Below are 25459 nucleotides of genomic sequence, written 5' to 3'. Positions count from 1 at the left end.
AAATTTAACTAAATGGTTAGGTATGAAAGAATTTTTTCGGCCAATTCTACCATATTTGTTTCTTCGGGCGTATTTCTGTTCGTGAAAAGAATAATACTAAGCCTTTCTTCCGGGATACGATAAAAAACGTTTCTAAAACTAGTTGTACTTCCGGTATGGTAAACAATCTGTTTGTTAGTGCTCGATGTTTTTAAATGCCAACCAAATCCATAATCTATTTTTGTGCCGTTATTTAAACTTTGCTGAGCAAATGCGCTTTGCCAGACAGCTTGAGGTAGTATTTTATCCGAATATAAGGCTGCATCCCACTTCACAAAATCAATTATATTGCTATAAATTCCTCCATCACCCAAGGTAGCACTCGTACTGCTCTGATCTTTTCTGATCCAACTCCCTTGCTTTTTGCTATATCCATATGCTCGGTGTTTAATTTTATTTACTCCTTTTATATAGGCGAGTGTAGATCTCATTTTTAGGGGCTTGAAGATATATTTTGCTAAATAATTTGGATACGATAAGCCACTATATTTCTCAATAATTAATCCGAGCAACACATAGGCTGTATTGCTATACCGATATTGGCTGCCCGGCAGGAAATACGTTTTTTTAAAGTTCATGCAGGCTTTTAACACATCAGCATCTGATAGTTGAGCGGTAGTGGCACTTTCGTCGATCACCTCATCATAATCCAAAATTCCAGAGGTATGATTTAGTAAATGTTGTATGGTTATATCTTGAGCATAGGTTGATAAAGCAGGAAAACACTCGCTAAGTTTGGTATGTAAGCTTAGTTTATTATTTTCCACAAGTTGTAGTATAGCAGCTGCGGTAAATTGTTTGCTTACCGAAGCTAATCTGAAATTGCTTTGCTTGGTCACTTTTACATTATCTTCCAGGTCGCTCAGTCCGTAACTTTGTGTATAAATAACTTTTCCATTTTTGATGATGGCTAATGCAGCTCCAGGATTATTCCCGTCGTAATTTTTAAGGATTTCGTCTATTTTAGAAAAATTTTGTGCCATTGTGCAAAATGGGATTAGGAAAAGAAATAAGATTAGCGTGCTCGTTTTCATAAAATTACCTACTTAATTTAGGAGTTCCTTTGCGTTTTGTAATGCAGATGCGCCAGGGTTTTTACCACTTAACATTTCGGCAATAGTTGTAATTCTTTGCTCTGCAGTAAGTTTACGAATGCCAGTAGTGGTTTTTGAGGATGTTTCCGTTTTGAAAACAAAGTAATGAGAATTTCCTTTTGCCGCAATTTGAGGTAGGTGGGTGATGGATAAAACTTGCATATCTTCTCCTAGTGCAGCTATCACCTGGCCAACCTTTAGCGCTGTTTCTCCCGAAATACCCGTATCTATCTCGTCGAAAATTAAAGTTGGTAAAGAAGTATGCTTCGCTAATAATGCTTTAATAGCTAGCATTAACCTCGATAGTTCTCCCCCCGAAGCTACTTTGTTTACTGGAGCAGGGGCACGACCAGCATTTGCAGTAAATAACAAAGAAATTTCATCAAGTCCGTCTTTTGTTAGCTCATTTAATGGATGGTGCAATAAAACGATAGCTGCATTTGGCATCTGCAATTGTCTTAACGTATTTGTAATCTTTGCTTCAGCAACTTTGATTGCTTTTTTGCGATTGGCACTTAAAACTGCGGCTTGTTCAATGAGTGATGCAGTTAACGCTTCATTAGCCATTTTTAACTTTTCAATTTCCTCATCTGATGATAAGAGTTGGTTTAAATTGTCTTCCAGCTTTTGCTGCAACAGAAGTAACTCGGCATTTGTATTTACACGATGCTTTTGCTGTAGACCATAAATTAAATCTAAGCGTTGATTTATGATTTCTAATCGCTCTGCATTCCAAATTGTTTTTCCTTCAATGTCACTCGTTTCATCCGAAATATCCTTTATTTCAATTAATACGGAACGTAAACGTTCAAATAAATCGAGAATAGCTGAATCATATTCAGTGATGTGCTGTAATTGCATACTGCTTTCTTTCAAAAGTGAAACTGCAGATATTTCATTTTCAGTTAATAGATTTGCGGTGTTAATCAGGTTCTTTTTAATGGTTTCGGCATGACTAAGTAGCGCCAATTCGGCTTCTAGTTCCGTTTGTTCCGTTTCTTTTAAATTTGCTTGGTCTAGTTCATTAAATAAAAATTGCTCATAATCTTGTTTACTTCGAGCTTCATCTGCATCAGAAACCAGTTTACGCAGTCGCGCTTGGTCTAATTTTAATTGTGTATACCCTTGCCGGTAACTTGCTAATTGCTTAGCATGGTTTGCTAATGAATCAACAATTAACAACTGAAAATCACTATTGTTCACCTCTTGTGTAGCGTGTTGAGAGTGGATGGCAATCAACTTTTCGCCAATGAGTTTTAGAATGGAAAGGTTAACTGGGGTGTCATTTACAAAAGACCTCGATTTTCCATCCATCGAAATCTCCCTCCGAAGCAGACATTCTTTAGAAAAATCTAAATCTTGTTCTTCAAATAGGTGTTGTAAATGATCATCAGCCAAAGCAAAAGCACCCTCAATTACACATTTTTTATCTTGATTAAAAAAATATTTGCTCTCGGCACGTTGACCCAAAATTAATGATAAGGCACCAAGAATAATCGATTTCCCAGCTCCTGTTTCGCCAGTAATGATATTCAAGCCTTTATCGAATTCGATATCAAGGCTATCTATTAAGGCGTAATTGCGTATCGTGAGTTTGTGTAGCATACTGGATGCTAAAATAAGAATTAAACCTCGTAGGTTTTCGAAACCTACGAGGTTTTTTAACCAAAAAAGGGCAAGAAAATTCTCGCCCTTAAAGGTGTCATTTGTTTGGTTTTGCTATTATAATTTATCTTCCTTAATTCCTTTTTGTTTTTTTAACTCTTCTAAATCTTTATCGAATTTCTTTTTTAATTCTTTATACTCTGGAGAGTCTTGAAGTTTTCTGATTTCTTCCATTTTTTGCTTCCATTCTGGAGAATTAAATTTTTTCTGAATTTCTAACGCATTGTTTTGAATCTTCTCCATATTATCTTTCCACTCTTTAGATTCAAACTTTTTGCTCATGGCTAAGGCGTTTTCCTGAATTTTGGCCATATTATCTTTCCACTCTTTAGATTCAAACTTTTTGCTCATGGCTAAGGCGTTTTCCTGAATTTTGGCCATATTATCTTTCCACTCTTTAGATTCAAACTTTTTGCTCATGGCTACGGCGTTTTCCTGTATTTTGGCCATATTATCCTTCCATTCTTGAGATTCAAACTTTTTGCTCATGTTTATAGCGTTTTCCTGCATCTTCGCCATATTCTCTTTCCATTCTTTCGATTCGAATTTTTTAGTCATAGCCAATGCATTTTCTTGAATCTTCGCCATGTTCTCTTTCCATTCTTTCGAATTGTAGAATTTAGATAGCGAATCGCCTATAAATTGATTTCTAATCACCACTGTTCTCAAACTATCCGGTATCTCTTTAATCGAATTGTAAGTTTTTGTATTTCCCTTCTCGTCGGTAATGGTAATGGTAGACTTAATGGTTCTCTTTTTCTTTGTGGTATCTGTATCTGCCTTTAATACGAGATGATTGCTGATGTCTTTGGTTTCAAAAGCACGTTTTTTAACTGTTGATAGGCTTTTAACCTTTTTAACTTCAGGTTTTGTAGGATTCATCCAAGCTAAGGATAAAACAGTTGATAATGCAAGTGCAAGAATCACAAGTTGTTGTTTGGCATTGATGTAGGTTGTTTTCATGTTCGTTATTCTTTTAATACGTTGATATAAATGTTGATTGGTTCCGGTTGCGGCAAGCGAAAGTGCGGGTGCCTGTTTATCTTTAAGTAATTCGAGTTTTAATAGGGCATGAGCATAGGTTAGTGGTGTTCCGGTATATTTAACCACCAGATCGTCGCAGGCATGTTCACGCTCAATATGGATAAATTTACCTGCTAGCCATATAAATGGGTTAAAAAACAATAAAGTTTCGATAATAGTTTTAATCAAATTCAACGCATAATCGTTTCTGCGGATATGCGATAATTCGTGAATTAAGATGGCTTCTACCTGTGTAAGCTCTAGTTGAGCGGCCAATGCAATCGGAAATAAAACTACAGGTTTAAAATATCCAATCACCAAAGGCACGTTCACTTTAGCTGATAGAAAGAATTTAACCGGTTTACGGATGTTTAATTGGGTTAAAATAGCTTCGAAAACCGTATTCCATTCCGCCGGAATAGTAATTGTATTTGATCTTTTTAACTGCTTTAGTTTTTGATATCCAGTTAAAAGTATCAAAAGCTGAATGCAAATTCCTAAACTATAAAAACCAGTAATTAATGGAAACCAGGCTTCGGTTTTAATAAAACTATCTGAGCTCAGCACGTTCAGTTGCTGTAGATTTGGTTTTGAAATAAAAGCATTTGCACTTAGTTTTTCGGCCTCGGTTAAAGGGAGTTCGAATACCGAATAAAAGGTAAAGCAAAAGCTTGCAAACATCAGAAAAAGCGCAGCAAAAGCTAGATTATGCTTTATTTTAGCACTTAATTTGGGTACGGCCATCAGTACTGCAAAAAGAACCGCATAGAGAATTGCTCCTTGCCATAAAGAGTGAAAAATGCTCCATCCTAAAGCTTTAATCAAATTGTTAACCATTGCCTCCATATTATTTCAATTTATCTAGATATTCTTTAATTAATTCGATCTCCTCTTTACTCGCACTTTGGTTACCCAAAGCTTGCATCACTAAGCGAGCCGCTGAACCATTAAATACATTGTCAATCATTTTATTAACCAATTGCTGCTGGGTTTTTTCCTGGTTCAACAATGCTTTGTATAGATGCGTTTTTGCTGTCGTGTCTCGCTCTACAAGGCCCTTTTCATGCATAATTTGCATCAATTTTAAGGTCGTTGTATAACCAGCATCTTTTTTGTCTAACGTCTCGTGCACCTCGCGAACAGTACATTGTTTTTTTTGCCAAAGAATTTGTAAAATTTCTAGCTCGCTCTCTGTAGGTTTGATGTTCTTTATGCTCATATTGTTACATACGAATTATTTCGTATTCAAATGTACGAAAGTATTCGTATAAACAAAATATTTTAACAAAAATTTAACAGATATTTTTAATTAGCTAATTATTACTTCCTCAGCGCTTCGTATTTACTGATATTAGCAGGGTCTATTACACTTAAAGAATTAAATGCTTTTATTTTATCTTGAGCATCGCCTAGCGACACTACATTTACAATTTCATCGGCCTTAGCCGCAAAATAGACATTTGGAAAAATAGAGCCAAGTTTTTGCTTGTCCATTTGTTGAAGTTCGCCCAAATAACCAATTATTTTCTTAATTGCGATATTTTTGTTTTCTTGAAGAAGGTCGAGACTGTTTAAATGATAGTTATAAATAAATAAGCGCAATTCTTGAAAACTATTATTTAAAAGATTTTCGTTAAGCCAATACCGATTGCGTAGACCATCGAATGCTTTCCAACCTTTATTACCAGAAGTTTGCGCAATAGTTAAGGTGTTCTGCGCTTTTGCATACCATGGTGCGCCACCTAATTTGGCAAAACTATCTTTATCTAAACCTATAATGGTATAAGCATAGTAGGCGAGGAGTGAGCTTAAGTTGGTGATGAAATTCTGTTCAGAAAAATCTAGAGTTTGACCTTGATTGTAATTGAAATCAAAATCTTTATCGCTCATATTTAAAAGCGTACTAAAATAAGTGCTTCCAAACACAGGTCGGCTCGATTGGATTTGTGCTTCAGCACTATAGGCCGCATTACCGTCCCAGCCCGTAATGGTAAGAACAAAATTGCATTCAATTCGTTCTTGAGGGAGATAAGTTTCGTTTGTCCATTTATTATTGTTTAGAAAATCACGGACCAACGTTTGGAGTGTTTCTAAATTCTTGCGGTTTATATTCGACACATTTGGCGCCATAACCTGCACACGTGCATTTAATTCTTGCGAAAATGCATAATTGATACCAAATACGAAAACGAACAGGGAGATGAAACTCTTCATTTAAACTATCAATTTAAGGATCTCGTTACAAATATCTTGAGCTACTTCATGCTTAGGCTTAAGCTCAAATGTTACCTTCGTTAACGCACGATTAAATATAGTTATTTTATTGGTGGGTGATTTAAAACCTGCTCCATTATCGTTTAATGAATTGAGAACGATAAGGTCTAAATTCTTCTTTTGAAGTTTCTGTTGTGCATGAGCTTCTTCTTGTTCGGTTTCGAGCGCAAAGCCTATTAAAACTTGATCTTTGCGTTTCAATTGGCCCAATGTGGCTAATATATCCGTGGTTTTCTTTAAACTGAGATTAAATGCGCTTTCTTTTTTCTTTATTTTTTGTTGTGCTACATCAACTGGCGTGTAATCGGCCACTGCTGCACTCATCACTGTAATGGTACTTTCAGCGAAATGCTCTTGGCAAGCTTTAAGCATGTCAGCCGCGCTTACTACATCAATTCGCTTTAGATTAGCATTACTTTTTTCTACTGTTGGGCCTGTAATTAAAGTTACATCAGCACCTAATGCAGTTAAACATGCTGCAATGGCAAAGCCCATTTTGCCCGACGAGTGGTTCCCAATAAAACGAACGGGATCTATTGCTTCGTAAGTTGGTCCAGCGGTTACCATTGCTTTTTTTCCTAGCAAGGGCAATCCAGCTTTGATATGTTGTGTTAAGAAATTAACAATCTCATCTGGTTCTGCCATCCTTCCTTCACCAAATAAGCCACTTGCTAATTCTCCACGAGTTGGGGCGATTATTACATTTCCAAAGCTTTGTAGTTGAGCAATATTTTCCCTTGTGCTCTGGTGTTTCCACATATCGAGGTCCATAGCCGGAGCAAAAAATACTTCACATTTTGCCGATAAATAGACTGCTGTAAGCAGATTATCACAAATCCCATTTGCCATTTTTGCAATGGTATTTGCGCTCGCCGGAGCGATAATTATATAATCGGCCCAAAGGCCTAATTCTACATGATTGCTCCAAACACCGGTTTCAGGATCGAAATATTGTGTATAAACAGGGTTTTTTGAAAGTGTAGCTAGCGTAAGCGGCGTAATGAAATTGCTCGCATCAGCAGTAAGAATAACTTTAACGTTTGCGCCAGCCTTAATGAGCGATCTCACTAAAAGGGCCGATTTATAAGCGGCTATACTACCGCAAACCCCAAGTATGATATTTTTATTGCTGAGCATGATAGCTAATGGTTAACGTTTTAAGCCGCAGATATACATTTGTTACCTTGAGCTTATCGAAGGGAATCTGTACATCTGCGGCTTGCATAATTAGCCAATTAATATATTAGCTAATTCGCCAATTATTTTTGTTGCTCTTTAGCTGGATTTCTATGATAAATTTTATCATTCAAGAACTCATCTATTGCAATTAGACTAGGCTTTGGCATACGCTCGTAGTGCTTGCTAATTTCAATTTGCTCTCTATTTTCAAAAATTTCTTCCAAGTTGTCATTTGAAGAAGCAAATTCTGCTAATTTTCCATGTAACTCTTCTTTCATGTTGTTAGAAATCTGATTTGCCCTTTTAGAAATTATCACTAAAGACTCATAAATATTATCAGTAGTTGCATCTAAATCATGTACATTTCTCGTTACCGTAGTATTTGGTATAGCGGGTTTTTGTGTATTCATTATTTTATTGGGGTTTAATCTCAACTTTTTTTGATGTGGTATCCTTTTGTTTTTCGTCTTTCTTAGCTAGCTCAGCATATTTGGCTATAAGTGCAGCCTCCTCTGCTAATATTTTCTTAGCAGTTATAATTCCCGCTTCACTGTCTTCTTTTAATTGCTGTGCCTCTTTAACAAATTTACTAGTTGGATGTGCTTCCATAAATTCATTGTAATACCCAATGGCTTCTTTATAACGCTCTTCCTGTCTATTTGGATAGCTGTTTTTAGCATACATATATTGAGATTTCACGATTAATAGGTCGATTTCTTCAATATATTTAATATCTGGAAACTCAATTTGTGTGTTTTTTAAAGCTACAACAGCCGATTTATAATAACCTACATCATATCCACCTAAGGTGTAATATAATTTTGCATTTTCAAATGCCTTTTTTTCTAACTTATCACGCAAGTTGGCGATATATTGTGCTGCTTGAACGGCACGTTCACTTTTAGGATAATAATTGATAAATAACTGTAGTGCATCAATCGCCTTATATGTATTTTCTTGATCTAACGAATAATTAGGCGAATCTAAATAATAGCAATAGGCACCATAATACCTACACTCTTCCGCGTTTTTACTTGTTGGATAAGTATCGGCAAATTCTTTAAATTTATAACGTGCTGCAGTATAATCTTTTAAACGATAAAGGGTAAATGCATAATAATAGTTAAGATCTTCAGCTTCGGCAGTTCCTCTGTATTTTTGAGCTAAACCTTCGAACAAGATCAATGCTTTAGCGTAGTCTTTTTTATTATATAAGCGAATACCTTCCTGGTATTTCTTAGAAACATCATTACTTAAGCGTAATTTTTCAAAACTGCTTTTACAGCCCGAAAAGCTTAATAATAGGATAGTGAAACTTAATAGTAATAGGTGTTTAACTTTAAACATTGTGCAAAGATAAGGTAATAATACGAAAACGTCAATTAAAAATAATCGTGCTAAGCTAAATAAAGCGTTTCAACACATCAAACACTTAACAAATTTTAACATACCGTATAGTATCGCTTATATTCGAAAATCAATTATTGGTTGCTTATCGTAATTACATTATTCATTTTTATTGGCAGAGTCATTCCATCAGGGATTGCGTCATTTGCTTTTATGGTAGATGTGCCGTTAAATTGTTGATTTGTTTTTGAATAAATAATCCAACCTGTTTTTTTGTCTATTTTGATTTCAGCTGCTGTGGTGCCATTAAGATCAGATTTTATCTGCATTCCATTTCTTTCGACAAAAACGTTATCGTTTGAACTTGTAATTTTAGCTATGCTAGTTAAGAGATAATAGTCTGAAGTAATTTCTTTTAATTCGTAAGTAGTTTCCATCTCGGCCGACATGCCTGATTCCAATTTTCCTTTTACCACCCAATGCTCTCCTTTACTCACCGGTTTTGATGGAAAAATAGAAAGGCTTATTTCTAAATTGTTTTTAAATGATTTTTCTCCGTACGAATCAGACAATTGCTTTTTAATTTGTTCTTTTTGTGCTGCTGGTAAATCAGGAAATTCATTGAAAGCACTAAACAGGTACTCTATATTTTTTACTTCGATTACTTTTCCGCTTTTGCTGATTTTAATTTGAAATGGGTGCTTTTTCATTCCGGCTAATACTTTTGAAATTACATCATCAGTATTTTCTTTTTCAGAATCGATTGTCATGCCACCCCCTGGCATATCCATTTTCATGGCCAAACTTTCATATCTAACTTCAATGTCGTATACCGTATCTATTATATTAAGAACTTTATAAGCTGTTTTCCCACTTATTTGCATCTTAATAGTTATTTCTTGTCCACCAGCGCTTTGCCCTATCGACATATCGGCTACCATATTTTGTCTATACGTTTCTCCTTTGATTAAGTTTAGTTCTATTGTTTCTTTCTGAGCTTGGCAATAACTGCTGTAAATTAAAATCAGAAGGAGGATGGTTGCTTTTTTCATAGTATATATATAGGTTAAGGTATAAGGGTTAAATATATAGATATAATTTTTGTGATACGGATATACATAGGTTTAATTTGAATGCTAAGATTTCTCTATCTGTTGAAGCGGTTAACTGGGGTCTACACTTTATTTTTTCTTGTTGTATACCATGTACTTATACATTTGTTAAGGAATTGAGATGTAAATGCTTTGTATTAGCCATATTTTTTTCTACTTTTGCATCCCGCTTCGGAGGAAACGGGCAGTAATTGAAGGTTAGAAGAACAAAGTAGCTTATTTAAAGCGACTTAAGCTGAGCTTTAAAAAACTTTAAAATAAATTTTGGAAAGGGCGAAACTTTTTCTACCTTTGCAACCCGCTACGGAGGTAATGGGGCAAGGGATTTGGATGATTGTAGCGGGGGGTTGATTTGGGATATGGGGAACGGGTGCTGGCCAGGCGAATTATTTTAAAATAAAGTTTGGTAGTAATAAAAAGTTTTCTACCTTTGCAGTCCCAAACGAAACGGGAGCCAGCCAACGGATGTTGGGGAAGCGAATAACGAGATTGAAACGATGCTTGACCGAAGGGGGGCGGTGGACTGAAAAGGACCACTGGTGAACCGGAGGGGGGTTATCGCAACAGATACAGGTCACCGCGAGGTACGACCGGAAAGTTCATTAAAGAGATATCATTATACAAGCGCGACGGGGCAAACAGTACGGTTTACAAAGTACATGTTACCGTTGCTTTTCTTAAGTCTGCACGATCAGACAACATACAACAATAGAATACAATTAGACTATTAGAATTCGTTAGAATAAGAATGGTCAGTGTTCGAACTACACATTTTACAATGGAGAGTTTGATCCTGGCTCAGGATGAACGCTAGCGGCAGGCCTAATACATGCAAGTCGAGGGGTAGTGGAGCTTGCTCCATGAGACCGGCGCACGGGTGCGTAACGCGTATGCAACCTACCTTCATCTGGGGGATAGCCCGAAGAAATTCGGATTAACACCGCATAAAATCACAGGACGGCATCGTCCAATGATCAAATATTTATAGGATGGGGATGGGCATGCGTGCCATTAGTTAGTTGGCGGGGTAACGGCCCACCAAGACCGCGATGGCTAGGGGATCTGAGAGGATGACCCCCCACACTGGTACTGAGACACGGACCAGACTCCTACGGGAGGCAGCAGTAAGGAATATTGGTCAATGGAGGCAACTCTGAACCAGCCATGCCGCGTGCAGGAAGACAGCCCTCTGGGTCGTAAACTGCTTTTATTCGGGAATAAACCTATCTACGTGTAGATAGCTGAATGTACCGAAGGAATAAGGATCGGCTAACTCCGTGCCAGCAGCCGCGGTAATACGGAGGATCCAAGCGTTATCCGGATTTATTGGGTTTAAAGGGTGCGTAGGCGGCCTGTTAAGTCAGGGGTGAAAGACGGTAGCTCAACTATCGCAGTGCCCTTGATACTGATGGGCTTGAATACACTAGAGGTAGGCGGAATGTGACAAGTAGCGGTGAAATGCATAGATATGTCACAGAACACCGATTGCGAAGGCAGCTTACTATGGTGTCATTGACGCTGAGGCACGAAAGCGTGGGGATCAAACAGGATTAGATACCCTGGTAGTCCACGCCCTAAACGATGAATACTCGCTGTTAGCGATATACAGTTAGCGGCTAAGCGAAAGCGTTAAGTATTCCACCTGGGGAGTACGCCCGCAAGGGTGAAACTCAAAGGAATTGACGGGGGCCCGCACAAGCGGAGGAGCATGTGGTTTAATTCGATGATACGCGAGGAACCTTACCCGGGCTTGAAAGTTAGTGAAGGTCCCAGAGATGGGACCGTCCGCAAGGACACGAAACTAGGTGCTGCATGGCTGTCGTCAGCTCGTGCCGTGAGGTGTTGGGTTAAGTCCCGCAACGAGCGCAACCCCTATGTTTAGTTGCCAGCACGTTATGGTGGGGACTCTAAACAGACTGCCTGTGCAAACAGAGAGGAAGGAGGGGACGACGTCAAGTCATCATGGCCCTTACGTCCGGGGCTACACACGTGCTACAATGGATGGTACAGAGGGCAGCAAGCTGGCAACAGCAAGCAAATCTCAAAAAGCCATTCACAGTTCGGATTGGGGTCTGCAACTCGACCCCATGAAGTTGGATTCGCTAGTAATCGCATATCAGCAATGATGCGGTGAATACGTTCCCGGGCCTTGTACACACCGCCCGTCAAGCCATGGAAGTTGGGGGTACCTAAAGTACGTAACCGCAAGGAGCGTCCTAGGGTAAAACCGATAACTGGGGCTAAGTCGTAACAAGGTAGCCGTACCGGAAGGTGCGGCTGGAATACCTCCTTTCTGGAGTAGTACAGACTACCCGCCGCGCTAAAAATGATAATGATATATATCTCTTAAGGAAAACCCAGAAGATGAAGCCATCAGTGGTTCTGCAGGGAAAGTGCAGGGACGGATCGGTTTTCGGTTAGCGGAGCAGCAAGCAGTTCGAATCTGATACTGCGAAGGTGCCCGATGGCCCATGCAAAGTCCCGTAGCTCAGCCTGGTTAGAGCACTACACTGATAATGTAGGGGTCTCCAGTTCAAATCTGGACGGGACTACTATAGCGAGTTTGGAGCCTGGAGCGGGGAGTTTGGAGTTTTCACTCGGAACTCGGAACTCACAACTCACGACTGTCTTTATGGGGGATTAGCTCAGCTGGCTAGAGCGCCTGCCTTGCACGCAGGAGGTCAACGGTTCGACTCCGTTATTCTCCACCATCACCGGTGCTGTTACAGAAGCACGCAAATAGTTTCCCATCGATGGGAGACCGGGATCGAAAAGTTCTTTGACATATTGGAAGAAGTTAAAAAAGAAGAGCAAACAACAATAGAGACGTTGTTTACTTGAGTACTTGGCAGCAGGTATGGAGTAAGAGGGCCCCGGTCTGATTACGATGTGCCGGAGCCCTGTGCTAAAAGGGACAATTATCAAAAAAGCATTCATGCAGGCGCAAAAGGCTGCATGGAGAAGAAAGTAAGAAAGAGTATACGGGGGATGCCTTGGCTCTCAGAGGCGATGAAAGACGTGATAAGCTGCGATAAGCCGTGGGGATTAGCAAATATGAATTGATCCGCGGATTTCTGAATGGGGAAACCTAGCTAGTTGAAGACTAGTTGCACATAGTGCGCAAACCTGCCGAACTGAAACATCTAAGTAAGCAGAGGAAGAGAAAATAACAATGATTTCCTAAGTAGTGGCGAGCGAAAGGGAAAGAGCCCAAACCACTTATGTTACGGCATATGTGGGGTTGTAGGACTACGATGTGTCATTAGCTGAATGAACTGGAATGGGATGGGAAGCCCAGCAATATACGGTGATAGCCCGGTACAGGAAAGTAAAGCTAGGCTAGTAGTATCCTGAGTACCGCGAGGTCGGAGACGCCTTGTGGGAATCTGCCGGCACCATCCGGTAAGGCTAAATACTCCTGAGAGACCGATAGTGAACCAGTACCGTGAGGGAAAGGTGAAAAGAACCCCGAACAGGGGAGTGAAATAGAACCTGAAACCGTATACTTACAAGCGGTCGGAGCGTCCAGGTGGCGTGACGGCGTGCCTTTTGCATAATGAGCCTACGAGTTACTCTTCCCTGGCAAGGTTAAGTGTCTAAGGCACGGATCCGAAGCGAAAGCGAGTCTGAATAGGGCGTATAGTCAGGGGAGGTAGACGCGAAACCTTGTGATCTACCCATGGACAGGTTGAAGGTGCGGTAACACGTACTGGAGGACCGAACCGATAAACGTTGAAAAGTTTCCGGATGATCTGTGGGTAGGGGTGAAAGGCTAATCAAACTGGGAAATAGCTCGTACTCCCCGAAATGTTTTTAGGAACAGCGTGGACATTGAGTTACATAGAGGTAGAGCTACTGATTGGGTGCGGGGGAGTCAAATCCTACCAAATCCAGACAAACTCCGAATGCTATGTAACATGGTCTGCAGTGAGGCGCGGGGTGCTAAGGTCACGCGCCGAGAGGGAAAGAACCCAGACCATCAGCTAAGGTCCCTAAATTACCGCTAAGTTGAACTAACGAGGTGCGATTGCATAGACAGCTAGGATGTTGGCTTGGAAGCAGCCATTCATTTAAAGAGTGCGTAACAGCTCACTAGTCGAGCGATCGTGCATGGATAATAAACGGGCATTAAGCGGTATACCGAAGCTATGGATGATATTTATATCATGGTAGGGGAGCATTCCAGCGGCAGCGAAGTTGTAGCGTGAGCTATGGTGGAGCTTCTGGAAAAGCAAATGTAGGCATAAGTAACGATAAGGCGGGAGAGAAACCCGCCCACCGAAAGGATAAGGTTTCCTGATCAACGCTAATCGGATCAGGGTTAGTCGGGGCCTAAGGAGAACCCGAAGGGGATATTCGATGGACAACGGTTTAATATTACCGTACTTTTTATAGATGCGATGTGGGGACGGAGTAGTGACACTGCCGCGAACTGACGGAATAGTTCGTTGAAGACTGTAGGTATTGGGATGGTAGGCAAATCCGCCAATCCAGCTGAACGTCGATAGTACCGCGAGCCTTCGGGTAAGTGGATAGCGCAGGTAATCAGACTTCCAAGAAAAACCGCTAAGCTCCAGTCTATAAAGACCCGTACCGCAAACCGACACAGGTATCCGGGAAGAGAATTCTAAGGTGCTCGAGTGAATCATGGCTAAGGAACTCGGCAAAATGGCCCTGTAACTTCGGGAGAAGGGGCGCTGGTAGCAATATCAGCCGCAGTGAAAAGGCCCAGGCGACTGTTTAACAAAAACACATGGCTTTGCAAAATCGAAAGATGAGGTATAAGGCCTGACACCTGCCCGGTGCTGGAAGGTTAAGAGGGGATGTCATCCGCAAGGAGAAGCATTGAATCGAAGCCCCAGTAAACGGCGGCCGTAACTATAACGGTCCTAAGGTAGCGAAATTCCTTGTCGGGTAAGTTCCGACCTGCACGAATGGTGTAACGATCTGGGCGCTGTCTCAGCCATGAGCTCGGTGAAATTGTGGTCCCGGTGAAGACGCCGGGTACCCGCAACGGGACGGAAAGACCCCATGCACCTTCACTACAATTTAACATTGACATTGGATACAGGATGTGTAGGATAGGTGGGAGGCTTTGAAGCGGCGTCGCTAGGCGTCGTGGAGCCAACGTTGAAATACCACCCTTTCTGTATTCGGTGTCTAATCCCGCCCAGCGGGAGACATTGTTTGATGGGTAGTTTGACTGGGGTGGTCGCCTCCAAAAAGGTAACGGAGGCTTTCAAAGGTAAGCTCAGTACGCTTGGTAACCGTACGGGGAGTGCAATAGCATAAGCTTGCTTGACTGTGAGGCAGACAAGCCGAGCAGGGTCGAAAGACGGATATAGTGATCCGGTGGTTCTGCATGGAAGGGCCATCGCTCAAAGGATAAAAGGTACGCTGGGGATAACAGGCTGATCTCCCCCAAGAGCTCATATCGACGGGGAGGTTTGGCACCTCGATGTCGGCTCGTCACATCCTGGGGCTGGAGAAGGTCCCAAGGGTTCGGCTGTTCGCCGATTAAAGTGGCACGCGAGCTGGGTTCAGAACGTCGCGAGACAGTTCGGTCCCTATCTGTTGTGGGCGTAGGAATTTTGAGTGGGGCTGACCTTAGTACGAGAGGACCGGGTTGGACTAGCCTCTAGTGAATCTGTTGTTCCGCCAGGGGCATTGCAGAGTAGCTACGCTGGGGATAGATAAGCGCTGAAAGCATCTAAGTGCGAAACTAGCCACGAGATGAGAATTCCATATAGGGCCGTAGAAGACTACTACGTTGATAGGATATAGATGTAAAGCTGGCGACAGCACAGTCGAGTATTACTAATAACCCGAAGCTTTCAAGAGCAATAGAACTGTTGTTTGTTCTTCCCAACTAACTTCTTTCAATAACATGTCAATTAGGTTGTAGGTTGTAGGTTGTAAGTGGTACGTTCGGTAACGTATAGCTTGGGCCGTATGACTTCACACTTAACTATGATATTTAGGTGCCTATATCGGCGGTGTCCACCTCTTCCCATTCCGAACAGAGAAGTTAAGCCCGCCAGAGCCGATGGTACTGCAGTAACATGTGGGAGAGTAGGTCGGCGCCAAATCTTAAAGAGCCCCGTAGCATTCGTTACGGGGCTTCTTTTTTTTACAAACTTTTGCTATACTCAATCGTTTTAATTACAAATAAACTAAGGTTAAACTCTTCATTATACGTATCTTTGTATTTTAAATAATAAAACTGATGAACATCAATTTTGGATCAAGAAAGGAAGTATTAGTACATGTTGAAAAATACATGCTACAAATGATGTCTACCTATTTGAAGCCTATAGATACCAATTGGCAACCTTCTGATTTTTTGCCCGATTCTACTAGTGAATCTTTTTATCATGATATTAAAGTTTTAAGAGAAAATGCAAAAGATCTTTCTTATGACTTAGTCGCAGTATTAATTGGTGATACCATAACTGAAGAGGCTCTACCTACATACGAATCTTGGTTAATGACAATGGATGATATTTCACGCGATGAGGAAGGTGGATGGGTGAAATGGAATAGAAACTGGACAGCCGAAGAAAATCGCCATGGAGATCTTCTTAATAAATATTTATACTTATCTGGTAGGGTAGATATGCGCCAAATGGAAATTTCTACGCAATATTTGATTGCCGATGGATTTGATATTGGAACCGGCCACGATCCTTATCGTAATTTTGTATATACTAGCTTCCAAGAATTAGCAACCAATATCTCACACAGAAGAGTGGCCTCTTTGGCAAAAAAAGATGGTGATGTACTATTATCGAAAATGTGCGGAGTAATCGCATCTGATGAATTACGTCACGCAAAAGCCTATAAAGATTTTATGTCTAAAATTTTTGAAGTTGATCCCAGTGAAGCTATGATTGCTTTTGAAGACATGATGCGCAAGAAAATTGTAATGCCAGCTCACTTTTTACGTGAAATGGGATTAAAAATAGGTCAAACTTTTGGTCATTTTACAGATGCAGCGCAACGTTTGGGCGTGTATACGGCAGTAGACTATGTTGAAATTATGCAACAGCTAATTGAAGAATGGAAAATTGATAGCATAAATGAATTAAATGAAGCAGGAGAAAAAGCAAGAGATTATATCATGAACTTGCCCGACCGCTTGTTGCGTGTTGCCGAAAGAATGAAAAATCCTACAATGGAATATAAATTTAGTTGGATACATTCTTAAAATAAAAAAAGCGACTGTAGGTCGCTTTTTTTATTACTACATATTTCGTCGATACTGCCCGCCTACTTCGTATAGGGCGTTACTAATTTGACCTAAAGAACAGATTTTACATACTTCCATCAATTGTTCAAATATGTTCTCGCCAGCAATGGCCGATTTTTTCAAATCTTTTAAAGCCTTATCTGTTTGTTTAGCATTTCGGTCTTGAAAAGACTTTAGTGCGTTAATCTGGAATTGTTTTTCTTCTTCAGTTGCCCTAATTACTTCTCCAGGTACAATTGTTGGTGAGCCGTTTTTGTTTAAGAACGTATTTACCCCTACAATTGGAAACTCACCATTGTGTTTTAAGGTTTCGTAATACAAACTCTCTTCTTGAATTTTCCCACGCTGATACATGGTTTCCATTGCGCCTAAAACTCCCCCACGATCATTAATTCGTTTAAACTCTGCTAAAACTGCTTCTTCAACCAAATCGGTTAAATCTTCGATGATAAACGCACCTTGCAATGGATTTTCATTTTTAGCCAATCCCAGTTCTCGGTTAATAATTAATTGAATGGCCATCGCCCTACGTACTGATTCTTCTGTAGGTGTAGTAATTGCTTCGTCGTAAGCATTCGTATGCAGCGAATTACAGTTATCGTATATCGCATACAATGCTTGTAGGGTTGTTCGGATATCGTTAAAGTCGATTTCTTGGGCATGCAATGATCGTCCAGAAGTTTGAATATGATATTTTAATTTCTGAGAACGATCGTTTCCCTTATACTTATTTTTAATCGCCTTTGCCCAAATTCTGCGAGCTACACGACCAATTACTGAATATTCCGGATCTATGCCATTGCTAAAGAAAAAAGATAAATTAGGCGCAAAATCATCGATATTCATTCCTCTGCTTAAATAGTACTCTACAAACGTAAAGCCATTACTGAGGGTAAATGCCAGTTGAGAAATTGGATTTGCGCCTGCTTCTGCAATGTGATATCCAGATATGGAAACCGAATAAAAATTTCTTACTTTCTCATCAATAAAATATTTTTGAATATCACCCATCATCCGCAATGCGAACTCCGTTGAAAAAATACAGGTGTTTTGAGCCTGGTCTTCTTTTAAAATATCGGCCTGAACGGTCCCACGAACCGAACTAATGGCATAAGCTTTAATTTTAGCATACACCTCAGCTGGTAAAACTTCATCGCCACTTACGCCCAAAAGCATCAAACCCAATCCACTATTTCCTTGGGGAAGTTCGCCTTGATAAAAAGGACGAGGAATTCCTTTTGCTTTATAAATTTTTGTTATTTTTTCTTCAACTTCTTTTTCTAAGCCATTTTCTATAATGTATTTTTCACATTGTTGATCAATAGCTGCATTCATAAAAAAGCCTAGCAACATGGGCGCTGGTCCATTTATCGTCATCGAAACCGAAGTGGAAGCAGCGCATAAATCAAATCCTGAATATAATTTCTTTGCATCATCGAGCGTAGCTATACTTACGCCAGAATTACCAATTTTGCCATAAATATCTGGGCGAATGTGTGGGTCTTCACCATATAAGGTTACCGAATCGAAAGCTGTAGATAAGCGATGAGCGGGTTGACCAAGGGAAACGTAGTGAAAGCGTTTGTTTGTGCGCTCTGGTCCCCCCTCTCCTGCAAACATACGTGTAGGATCTTCTCCCTCTCTTTTAAGTGGAAAAACGCCAGCAGCATAGGGGAATTCTCCGGGTACGTTTTCAGTTAATAGCCAACGTAGAATATCTCCCCAATCTTCATACCTGGGCAACGACACTTTAGGGATTTGAAGCTTCGATAACGATTCGTAGTATAAAGGTTGTTTAATTTCTTTATCACGCACTTTATAACTAAAAAATGCTGCTTTGTATTTTAATTTTGTATCTGGCCATTGGCGGAGTAAGCGTTTACAATCGCCATCTAATTGCTCTTCTAGATACCTGTAAGCATCAGTTAATCCCTCCCCAAAAGAGCCTTCAAAATCTTTTGAAAACCCGATTACTCCTTGTAATTGATACAGCTTCCTAGCAATTTTACATTGCTTATCTACCCATTCGTTGTAGGTTTGGCTGGCTTCTGCAATTTCAGAAAGATAGCGAATCCGTTCTGGAGGAATGATATAGATCTTTTCAGATTGATTAACCGTAGTTTCGATTTTAGAATCGAAATGAAAACCCCTTTTTTCTTTTAATTTATTCATTAAGGCAACAAACAAATTGTTCATGCCTGGATCATTAAATTGAGAGGCCATGGTTCCATAAACTGGAATTTCCTCATCTTTCGCATCAAATAAATTGTGATTGCGTTTGTACTGCTTCCTTACATCGCGAATCGCATCCAATGCACCACGTTTATCGAATTTATTAATGGCCACCAAATCAGCAAAATCGAGCATGTCAATTTTTTCAAGTTGGGTTGCCGCGCCGAACTCGGGTGTCATTACATATAATGAAACATCACAGTGTTCCGTAATTTCGGTGTCGGATTGGCCAATTCCTGAAGTCTCTACAATAATAAGATCGTAACCCGCCGCTTTACAAATGTCGATACTCTCTTGTACGTTTTTCGATAAGGCTAAATTGGCTTGGCGAGTGGCTAGCGAACGCATATATACTCTAGGATTATTTATCGCATTCATGCGGATGCGATCGCCAAGTAAAGCACCTCCAGTTTTACGTTTAGAAGGGTCGACCGAAATAATAGCAAGTGTTTTATCTTTTACTTCGATTAAAAAGCGGCGCACCAATTCATCTACCAGTGATGATTTGCCGGAGCCGCCAGTACCCGTTATCCCTAAAACTGGGGCCTGACTTTTTTCTGTTATTTTTTTTAACTCATTTACGAAATCTTGTGCACCTTCAGGGTCATTTTCGGCTACAGTAATTGCTGCTGCAATGCTTTTTACTTCCTTATGGGGTATGCTCGATAATTCGTTTGTAATGGCTTTTGTGGTGATGAAATCAGTTTGCTCAAGCATGTTATTGATCATGCCTTGCAAGCCCATTTTACGACCATCATCGGGTGAATATATTCTTGTAATACCATATTCTTGAAGCTCCGCAATTTCTGAAGGTAAGATTACTCCTCCGCCTCCTGCAAAAATTTTAATGTGTTTAGCACCGCGTTCTTGCAATAAATCGTACATATACTTGAAATACTCCATATGCCCGCCTTGATAGGAAGTCATAGCAATTCCTTGAACATCTTCTTGAATTGCGCAGTTTACTACCTCATCAACCGACCGATTGTGCCCTAAGTGGATAACTTCAGCACCTGATGATTGTAGAATCCGTCGCATTATATTGATTGTAGCATCGTGACCGTCAAAAAGAGCGGCTGCTGTAACAAAACGAATTTTATTTTTTGGCTTGTAGATTTGGATGTTCTCCATAATATTGGTTAGAAATTCTGCTCAAATGTACGTTTTAATAGGGGTTTTATCAAAAAGCTCATTATAAACTTAATGCAACATCGGTAATAAAATGTGCTTTAAATTAAAAATCGTCAATTTCTTTTCAGAAATTGACGATTTAATTGTCATTTTGAAAATTTATTTACTTGATGAGTTCCGTTATTACTTTTCCTACGGATCCACTAGGCTCTTGAATATGTAAAAGTGCTGAAACTGTAGGGGCAATGTCGGTCATATAATATTGTTTATTGGTTTTTCCCGGCTTCACTCCCCAGCCCATAAACAATGCAGGAATATGGCTGTCGTATGGATTCCAGGCCGAATGCCCCGTACCAGGACCTAAAGAGGGATACCATCCTGCATCTATTATATAATAAATATCACCACTACGACGAGCATTATAACCGTTTATTAATTTCATCCGAATTTCTTCAGGAATAGTTGCATTGTTTAAGTTTTTTATATCAACTGCGTTTAATATGCCATCTTGTTTAACTAAATAATCAATACAAGCCTGTTTAATTTGTCGGTAATCGGCATTAGCAGTTTTAATCGCATCCATATCGAAAATGACTTGATTGTTCATGATGGTGAAAATGGCACTTTTAACTTTAAAATTTTTAAGGATAAGACTATCCATTTCTGTTTTAAATTTTCGTGTGGCTAAACCATTGCCAGGCATTTTGTTTTCTTTGGAAAAGGCAGGAACAGGGGTGGAGCCATGATCTGCTGTTAAAAAAAATAGGTAATTCCCTTTACCTATGGTTTTGTCTAAATAAGCAAAGAAGGATTCTAAATCTTTATCCAATCTTAAATAGGTATCTTCTGCTTCGATAGAATTTGGCCCGAATTGGTGACCTACATAATCGGTAGAAGAGAGGCTTATCGCTAAGAAATCTGAATTTCCGGTTTGCCCCAATTTTTCGCCTACAATGGCAGATTTAGCCATTTCCAAGGTATAACTATTGCCTTGCGGCATGCTTGCCAGCATTGAATAATTCTTTTTTACATACTGTTTAAATAAATGTGGAAAGGTAGACGCTTGCTCGCCCTTAAATAATCGCTCGTATGGTTTAGCATCTGCAGTACTATTAATGTAACTTTCTATGGGGTAAATCGTATTCCAGTCTTGCGCAAAAAATTTGTCTGGCCATTTTTCTGCATTAAATTGCTTAACCCATTCAGGTAATTCGGTCATATAATGCGAACTGGTTATGAAGTTTCCTGAGGCATCATCGTACCAGAATGATCCGTTAGCAGTGTGACCGCCAGGTAAAATAGCTCCGCGATCTTTAATTGAAATACTGATTACTTTACTTCTGAAGTTTGTTGCCATTCTTAACTGATCGGTCATGGTAGTAACCAAAAGATTTTTGGGCGACATCCATCCTTCATTGCTTGTGCTACCTATGGTTTTTACACTTTTATCTTCTACGCAATACACATCTCGTCCAATTTGTGGGTCGAACCAATTATTGCCAATAATACCATTTATGGCAGGAACACTACCTGTATATATTGATGCATGACCACAAGCCGTAATGGTTGGTGTATAAGGAATTATGGTATTCTCTGCCGAAAAACCATCATTTAGTACACGTCTGAAACCACCATTGGAGTATCGTTCATAATAGCGATAAAGGTAATCCCAACGCATTTGATCTATTACCATACCAACCACTAATTTAGGACGCTCTATTTTTACAGGATAGACTGGGGTATGAGTTTTGATTGCTTTTTTTTGTGCAAATGCGGAAGTGCCTATTGCTATTAAAAACAGAAAGTAAAAGTATTTGAATTTCATTCTTATATTTTAATTTACGGTAAAAGTAATAAAGCAATATGAAGTATAAGTGAAGTTTTTATATTATTTCTGCTACAACAAACGTGCTGCCGCCAATGAAAATTAGGTCGTTGGGACTTGAAGATTTTTTCGCGATGGCTAGGGCTTCTGTTACGCTGACAAAAATTTTTCCTTTAAGACCTTGTTTTTGAGCTAGTTTTGCTAATTCTGTTGCAGGTAAGGCTCTTTCTAATTTAGGAGAGCAAAAATAATATGCTGCATTTTTTGGCAATAATGTTAACACCCCATTAATGTCTTTATCTTTTACCATGCCGATTACCATATGCAACTTGTAGTGGGGGGTAGCAGTAATATTTTTCAATACTTCAGTAATTCCCGCCTTATTGTGCCCCGTATCGCAAATTACAAGTGGATTTTTGCTCAGTGTTTGCCATCTGCCTTGTAAGCCGGTAATCTTTTTTGTATTTTTCAATGCGGAGTAGAGTGCGCGATCAGCGATACGATAACCTATTTTTTTTAACTGATGAACTGCTTCTAGCACAGTTAATATGTTCTTTTGCTGATAACCTCCCGTTAAATCGAGCTTTAGATCTTTGTAAATTATTTTCTTATCGGATAAAATATCAATGATTAAATGGGAGTTTAGCGAGCGAGAATTTGCGACCTCTAGTATGGCTTCAGCAAAACTTAGCGGCGCATGTTCTGCTTCTGCCTTCTTTTGAAAAACTCCTGCAATGTCTATCTGTTTTTCGCCAACAACGACGGGAATATTTTTTTTAATAATTCCGGCTTTTTCATGTGCAATTTCCTGTAGTGTATTACCTAAAATATTGGTATGGTCTAAGCTTATATTGGTAATTACAGAAAGTTCAGGAATAATAATGTTAGTCGAATCCAACCGTCCACCTAGGCCCACTTCGATGATTGCAATGTCTACTTTTTCCTTTGCAAAAAAATCGAAAGCCATGGCAACGGTAACTTCAAAAAATGACGGTTCAACCTCATGAATGAGTTTTCGCTGTTCTTTTACAAAACGGGTAACTGCGGCTTTACTAATCATTTTACCGTTTATGCGTATTCGTTCTCTAAAATCTTTTAGGTGCGGAGAGGTATATAATCCTGTTTTGTAACCGGCTTTTTGTAAAATAGCAGCCAACATGTGAGAAGTTGAACCTTTTCCATTTGTACCTGCAACATGGATGGATTTAAATTTATGTTGGGGATTATCGAGTGCGGCACATAAAGTAAGGGTATTGTGCAAATCCTTTTTTAAGGCAACTGCACCAATGCGTGTAAACATTGGCAGTTTACTATATAGAAAATCTAAAGTGTTTTGGTAAGTCATTCGAATGACGTAATGCGTTTTATTTTACTTTGAAATTAAACACAACTACAAATGTTCTGTTCTCATAGCCAGCTTTCATGTTGTCTAAACTTGAACCCATAATAGCCTCTTCACATAATCTGAATAGTTTTTGATCAGAGAAAGTAGTGCCACGAGCCCCTGCTTCGGCTTTAATTACTATTCCAGACCTATTTACATACACTTTTACCGCAATTTTTCCCCTTTGTTGCCCTTGGTCGTTAATTGGTTTTACATTACTAAAACTACTCAATTCTAGTGGGCTATTTCCATTCCCAGAGCCACCTTCACCATAATTTGGTGCATTAGGGTCCCCGTTTATGCTACCTTGGTTACCTGCTGCACTTCCAGTTCCATCTCCTTGTCCTTTTCCATTATTTTTATTGCCTTTGTATAATGCATTCGGATTAATCGTTGGTTGAGCAGGTTTATTTTCGGTTACTGGGCTCGGGGTGGTGACAGTTTTAGTAGGTTTTGTATTTACCGCTACTGCATCTTCCAGATCTTGTGTGGCGATTTCTTTCGCATCCACTTCTGATGAGGTTGTAGGGGTTACTTTTTGTTCTGGGGTAACCTTATCGGGAAGTTTGCCATTGGCATTTGGATCCATTGATGGCTCCTCAATACTGGTATAATCGTTTCCTATTCCTTCTGCCGATGTTCCGTAATTCACTACCATACCTCCCATTCCAATTTCTTCTTCAGGATTAAAGGCACTAATCACTAAAAAGAAACTCAAAGCAATAAAAGCGCCCATGATTCCGGTAGCGATTGCAAAAGCTTTTGGATAGTTATTTTCTTCGGTAGGGTTCATTATTTTTTAGAATCTACAGCTAAAACAAGTTTTAATTTCAATTTGTTGGCTACATCGTATGCTTTTAAAATATTCTCAGCGGGTACACTTTTGTGGACAAATAAAATAATCGTCAAATCAGGGGCCACTTTTTGATAGGCTTCAACTACAGGCTGTAATTGCTCAATAGGTGTTGGTTTTTTATCAACAGAATAATTTAAGTTTTCGTCTATTGCTATTGTTATTGCTTTTTTAGATGCGCTTTGTTGGCCGCTATCCGATTTTGGCAATAATAATTTAACCACTTTTGGATTTACTACAGCCGAAGCCAATAGAAAAAACAAAAGTAGAAAGAACATAATGTCGTTGAGTGCAGAGGTATGCACCTCAACTGTACCTTTTTTTCTATTACGTAAATTCATTATTTGCCTGGTTCTTCTAACAAGTCGATAAATTCTATTGCATCGGTTTCCATTTTAAGGATAATTTTTTCGACCATCATGTTTAAGATGTGGTAAAGTACGTAAGCTACGATACCTATAATTAATCCAGTTGCTGAGGTAATCATTTTGGTGTATAAGCCTCCAGATATGGTTCCAATTTCGATTTCACCTTTTATGGAAACATCGTGAAAAATGGCAATTACTCCGATAATGGTACCCACAAAACCAAGCATTGGGGCAATACCAGCAATAATACCCAGTATGCCAATGTTCTTTTCTAATTTTGCTACCTCCAGTTTTCCGGTGTTTTCGATCGCCCCTTCAATGTCTTTTATTGGCCGGCCAATACGTTTTAATCCTTTTTCTAGCATTCTGGCTAATGGCGATTTGGTATTTTTGCAAAGTGCAATTGCACTATCTAATCTGCCTTCGTGTATATTCTGTTTTATTTGGAACATTAGGTTAGATTCGTCTTTTGATGATTTGCGAATCGTTAAGTAGCGTTCAATAAAAATAACTAAGCCTAAAAAAGCTACTAATGCTAGAGGAATCATTACCCAGCCACCTTTAAATAGCAAATCGATAAAGTGTAGTTCTTTTGGTGGTGCAGTTAATGCTGTTTTCGCGGCATTTGCGGTATCTATAACTTGATTTAATGTATCCTGAGCCGCTATAAGCAATGTAATCATC

General features: G+C 39.5%; 16 protein-coding genes, 2 tRNA genes and 3 rRNA genes. 6 read left to right on the top strand and 15 right to left on the bottom strand.

Translation table 11 applies throughout. The features are described from left to right. Positions 1-8: 8 nt before the first annotated feature. From WG904_RS07470 to WG904_RS07430, 9 genes are all read right to left on the bottom strand, one after another. Complete coding sequence (locus tag WG904_RS07470; RefSeq protein WP_339578687.1) at positions 9-1022, bottom strand: serine hydrolase domain-containing protein; 1014 nt, start codon at positions 1020-1022, stop codon at positions 9-11. A gap of 63 nt (positions 1023-1085) precedes the next feature. Beyond that, positions 1086-2738, bottom strand: a complete 1653-nt coding sequence (recN, locus tag WG904_RS07465) for a DNA repair protein RecN (protein ID WP_339578686.1) — start codon at positions 2736-2738, stop codon at positions 1086-1088. Positions 2739-2855: 117 nt separating this feature from the next. Continuing rightward, positions 2856-4667 (bottom strand): M56 family metallopeptidase, encoded by a 1812-nt coding sequence (locus tag WG904_RS07460; protein ID WP_339578685.1) that lies wholly within the window; start codon positions 4665-4667, stop codon positions 2856-2858. Position 4668: 1 nt separating this feature from the next. Beyond that, positions 4669-5040, bottom strand: coding sequence for a BlaI/MecI/CopY family transcriptional regulator (locus WG904_RS07455; RefSeq protein ID WP_339578684.1), 372 nt, complete (start codon positions 5038-5040; stop codon positions 4669-4671). A 101-nt stretch (positions 5041-5141) separates the two neighbouring features. Next, positions 5142-6035 carry a type IX secretion system protein PorD gene (porD, locus tag WG904_RS07450; protein WP_339578683.1) on the bottom strand — a complete coding sequence of 298 codons (894 nt, stop codon included), beginning with the start codon at positions 6033-6035 and terminating at the stop codon, positions 5142-5144. Beyond that, positions 6036-7232 carry a bifunctional phosphopantothenoylcysteine decarboxylase/phosphopantothenate--cysteine ligase CoaBC gene (gene coaBC / locus WG904_RS07445; RefSeq protein ID WP_339578682.1) on the bottom strand — a complete coding sequence of 399 codons (1197 nt, stop codon included), beginning with the start codon at positions 7230-7232 and terminating at the stop codon, positions 6036-6038. Positions 7233-7354: 122 nt separating this feature from the next. Next, positions 7355-7684 carry a DNA-directed RNA polymerase subunit omega gene (locus WG904_RS07440; RefSeq protein WP_339578681.1) on the bottom strand — a complete coding sequence of 110 codons (330 nt, stop codon included), beginning with the start codon at positions 7682-7684 and terminating at the stop codon, positions 7355-7357. Between the two features lie 4 nt (positions 7685-7688). Continuing rightward, entirely contained in the window at positions 7689-8621 is a 933-nt protein-coding gene (locus WG904_RS07435) for an outer membrane protein assembly factor BamD (protein WP_339578680.1), read from the bottom strand. Between the two features lie 134 nt (positions 8622-8755). Beyond that, the gene (locus WG904_RS07430) at positions 8756-9673 is read right to left on the bottom strand and encodes a DUF6263 family protein (protein WP_339578679.1); all 918 of its coding nucleotides are present in this window, start codon (positions 9671-9673) and stop codon (positions 8756-8758) included. Positions 9674-10508: 835 nt separating this feature from the next. On the opposite strand from WG904_RS07430, the gene WG904_RS07425 reads away from it, so the two are divergent. The 6 genes from WG904_RS07425 to WG904_RS07400 all read left to right on the top strand — a co-directional run bounded on the left by WG904_RS07425 (position 10509) and on the right by WG904_RS07400 (position 16940). Next, a 16S ribosomal RNA gene (locus tag WG904_RS07425) occupies positions 10509-12026 on the top strand. Between the two features lie 184 nt (positions 12027-12210). Beyond that, positions 12211-12285 (top strand) — tRNA-Ile (locus WG904_RS07420). 82 nt (positions 12286-12367) lie between these two features. Continuing rightward, positions 12368-12444 (top strand) — tRNA-Ala (locus WG904_RS07415). A gap of 250 nt (positions 12445-12694) precedes the next feature. Continuing rightward, positions 12695-15573, top strand: a 23S ribosomal RNA gene (locus tag WG904_RS07410). 137 nt (positions 15574-15710) lie between these two features. Further along, a 5S ribosomal RNA gene (rrf, locus tag WG904_RS07405) occupies positions 15711-15822 on the top strand. Together the 16S, 23S and 5S rRNA genes with 2 tRNA genes alongside form the textbook arrangement of a ribosomal RNA operon. 137 nt (positions 15823-15959) lie before the next feature. Further along, entirely contained in the window at positions 15960-16940 is a 981-nt protein-coding gene (locus WG904_RS07400) for an acyl-ACP desaturase (protein WP_339578678.1), read from the top strand. Between the two features lie 36 nt (positions 16941-16976). Here WG904_RS07400 and WG904_RS07395 read toward each other — a convergent pair whose 3' ends face one another. The 6 genes from WG904_RS07395 to WG904_RS07370 form a co-directional block, all read right to left on the bottom strand. Next, a complete protein-coding gene (locus WG904_RS07395) occupies positions 16977-20345 on the bottom strand; it encodes a methylmalonyl-CoA mutase family protein (RefSeq protein WP_339578677.1) in 3369 nt (1122 codons plus the stop codon). A gap of 163 nt (positions 20346-20508) precedes the next feature. Beyond that, on the bottom strand, positions 20509-22170 hold the full coding sequence (pafA, locus tag WG904_RS07390; protein WP_339578676.1) for an alkaline phosphatase PafA: 1662 nt from the start codon (positions 22168-22170) through the stop codon (positions 20509-20511). A gap of 58 nt (positions 22171-22228) precedes the next feature. Next, a complete protein-coding gene (locus WG904_RS07385) occupies positions 22229-23515 on the bottom strand; it encodes a bifunctional folylpolyglutamate synthase/dihydrofolate synthase (RefSeq protein ID WP_339578675.1) in 1287 nt (428 codons plus the stop codon). Positions 23516-23534: 19 nt separating this feature from the next. Beyond that, on the bottom strand, positions 23535-24347 hold the full coding sequence (locus WG904_RS07380; protein ID WP_339578674.1) for an energy transducer TonB: 813 nt from the start codon (positions 24345-24347) through the stop codon (positions 23535-23537). After that, positions 24347-24748 (bottom strand): ExbD/TolR family protein, encoded by a 402-nt coding sequence (locus tag WG904_RS07375; protein WP_339578673.1) that lies wholly within the window; start codon positions 24746-24748, stop codon positions 24347-24349. Before WG904_RS07375 ends, WG904_RS07380 begins: the two co-directional genes overlap by 1 nt. After that, the gene (locus WG904_RS07370; protein WP_339578672.1) at positions 24748-25458 is read right to left on the bottom strand and encodes a MotA/TolQ/ExbB proton channel family protein; all 711 of its coding nucleotides are present in this window, start codon (positions 25456-25458) and stop codon (positions 24748-24750) included. The genes WG904_RS07375 and WG904_RS07370 overlap by 1 nt, the downstream gene beginning before the upstream one ends. Position 25459 lies beyond the last annotated feature (1 nt).

The organism is Pedobacter anseongensis, from assembly GCF_037482965.1.
Taxonomy (GTDB): domain Bacteria; phylum Bacteroidota; class Bacteroidia; order Sphingobacteriales; family Sphingobacteriaceae; genus Pedobacter; species Pedobacter anseongensis.
The sequence above is the reverse complement of the archived record's forward strand: the minus strand, read 5'-3'. Positions and strand labels throughout refer to the sequence as shown.

Bases quoted from the DNA above. Each gene is read 5' to 3' on its own strand.
- WG904_RS07470 (WP_339578687.1), bottom strand. From the start codon at position 1,022: ATGGCACAAAATTTTTCTAAAATAGACGAAATCCTTAAAAATTACGAC.
- recN (WP_339578686.1), bottom strand. From the start codon at position 2,738: ATGCTACACAAACTCACGATACGCAATTACGCCTTAATAGATAGCCTT.
- WG904_RS07460 (WP_339578685.1), bottom strand. From the start codon at position 4,667: ATGGAGGCAATGGTTAACAATTTGATTAAAGCTTTAGGATGGAGCATT.
- WG904_RS07455 (WP_339578684.1), bottom strand. From the start codon at position 5,040: ATGAGCATAAAGAACATCAAACCTACAGAGAGCGAGCTAGAAATTTTA.
- porD (WP_339578683.1), bottom strand. From the start codon at position 6,035: ATGAAGAGTTTCATCTCCCTGTTCGTTTTCGTATTTGGTATCAATTAT.
- coaBC (WP_339578682.1), bottom strand. From the start codon at position 7,232: ATGCTCAGCAATAAAAATATCATACTTGGGGTTTGCGGTAGTATAGCC.
- WG904_RS07440 (WP_339578681.1), bottom strand. From the start codon at position 7,684: ATGAATACACAAAAACCCGCTATACCAAATACTACGGTAACGAGAAAT.
- WG904_RS07435 (WP_339578680.1), bottom strand. From the start codon at position 8,621: ATGTTTAAAGTTAAACACCTATTACTATTAAGTTTCACTATCCTATTA.
- WG904_RS07430 (WP_339578679.1), bottom strand. From the start codon at position 9,673: ATGAAAAAAGCAACCATCCTCCTTCTGATTTTAATTTACAGCAGTTAT.
- WG904_RS07400 (WP_339578678.1), top strand. From the start codon at position 15,960: ATGAACATCAATTTTGGATCAAGAAAGGAAGTATTAGTACATGTTGAA.
- WG904_RS07395 (WP_339578677.1), bottom strand. From the start codon at position 20,345: ATGGAGAACATCCAAATCTACAAGCCAAAAAATAAAATTCGTTTTGTT.
- pafA (WP_339578676.1), bottom strand. From the start codon at position 22,170: ATGAAATTCAAATACTTTTACTTTCTGTTTTTAATAGCAATAGGCACT.
- WG904_RS07385 (WP_339578675.1), bottom strand. From the start codon at position 23,515: ATGACTTACCAAAACACTTTAGATTTTCTATATAGTAAACTGCCAATG.
- WG904_RS07380 (WP_339578674.1), bottom strand. From the start codon at position 24,347: ATGAACCCTACCGAAGAAAATAACTATCCAAAAGCTTTTGCAATCGCT.
- WG904_RS07375 (WP_339578673.1), bottom strand. From the start codon at position 24,748: ATGAATTTACGTAATAGAAAAAAAGGTACAGTTGAGGTGCATACCTCT.
- WG904_RS07370 (WP_339578672.1), bottom strand. From the start codon at position 25,458: ATGATTACATTGCTTATAGCGGCTCAGGATACATTAAATCAAGTTATA.